Here is a 915-nt window from a genome sequence, read left to right on the forward strand (position 1 = left end):
ATGCGACGCCCGAGAAAATTCATGCATCTGTATTCTGACGATGCTTAGGAATCTCTGGCAAGCTCACCCGATACCCCAAATCTTGGTATCATAGTCCTTTGATGACGCGGGGCCAGCGCGTCATCGGACGTCGCGTGTTTGCGGTGCGGACAGCGGTTAGCACGCGATACCAATGACGCGACAACATACACCAACCGACGGCGGTAGTGACCAGAGCGATGAATATAGCGGCCGCTTCGAAACAATTGAAGCCAAAGCCAAAGAGGCGCTCAGACACGATGACCCGATAATGGATTGTAATATCTCGGTTAGTGCTCACAACCGAGATTATGATTCAGATCGGAACGTAGCTAATCACCTCATCAGAGCTGGTGAGGAGTGGATTGCGGTTCGAACGTGGTCTGAACCTAGTGACGAAGCTCGGCTCACAGTCACAGATTACGGTGAAACCCTTGAGACAGAAGTCTTGGAACTGGCAGGGGACGATGTTGCTGAACGGATCGCTAATGGAGCGCTTGACGCGATCGACAGCCATGAAACGGTCGGGCGACCTGTAAAACCGTTCACTACCCTGGTTCGGTACGCTCCGGATGTTGCGGACGACCTCATAACGGCGTGGGAAACCGCAGCTGACCACGTCGTCAGGGAACGGCTTTACCAGGGGCTTGCTGGGTGGACCGGACGCACTGCGTGGACCGCATATGAAGAGGAAGGCTTCTATCTTCAGGCAGAACAGGCAGCGACGCAATTCGTCGACGAGCACGTCCGCAAAGACGTAAATGAAGACGTGCAGACGACAATTCGGAACATCTGTAGGGAGGCATTGTATGTCGTGATCGTCCAACACCGCGACCCTCAAACCCCGGATATGCAATACGCAGCGGAGGTGACACTCACAGAGTAACCTCCTAGACG

At 54.2% G+C, this 915-nt stretch carries 1 protein-coding gene; it reads left to right on the forward strand.

What is annotated here, in order from left to right; genetic code table 11:
- Positions 1 to 172 precede the first annotated feature (172 nt).
- Positions 173 to 904, forward strand: coding sequence for a hypothetical protein (locus ACNS88_RS17610; RefSeq protein WP_435100657.1), 732 nt, complete (start codon positions 173 to 175; stop codon positions 902 to 904).
- Positions 905 to 915: the final 11 nt, after the last annotated feature.

Origin of the sequence: Halorubrum shenae (assembly GCF_051194165.1) — an archaeon.
In the GTDB taxonomy this organism is placed as follows: Archaea; Halobacteriota; Halobacteria; order Halobacteriales; family Haloferacaceae; genus Halorubrum.

Excerpts from the sequence above, each read along its gene's own strand:
- ACNS88_RS17610 (WP_435100657.1), top strand. The coding sequence starts at position 173 with ATGACGCGACAACATACACCAACCGACGGCGGTAGTGACCAGAGCGAT.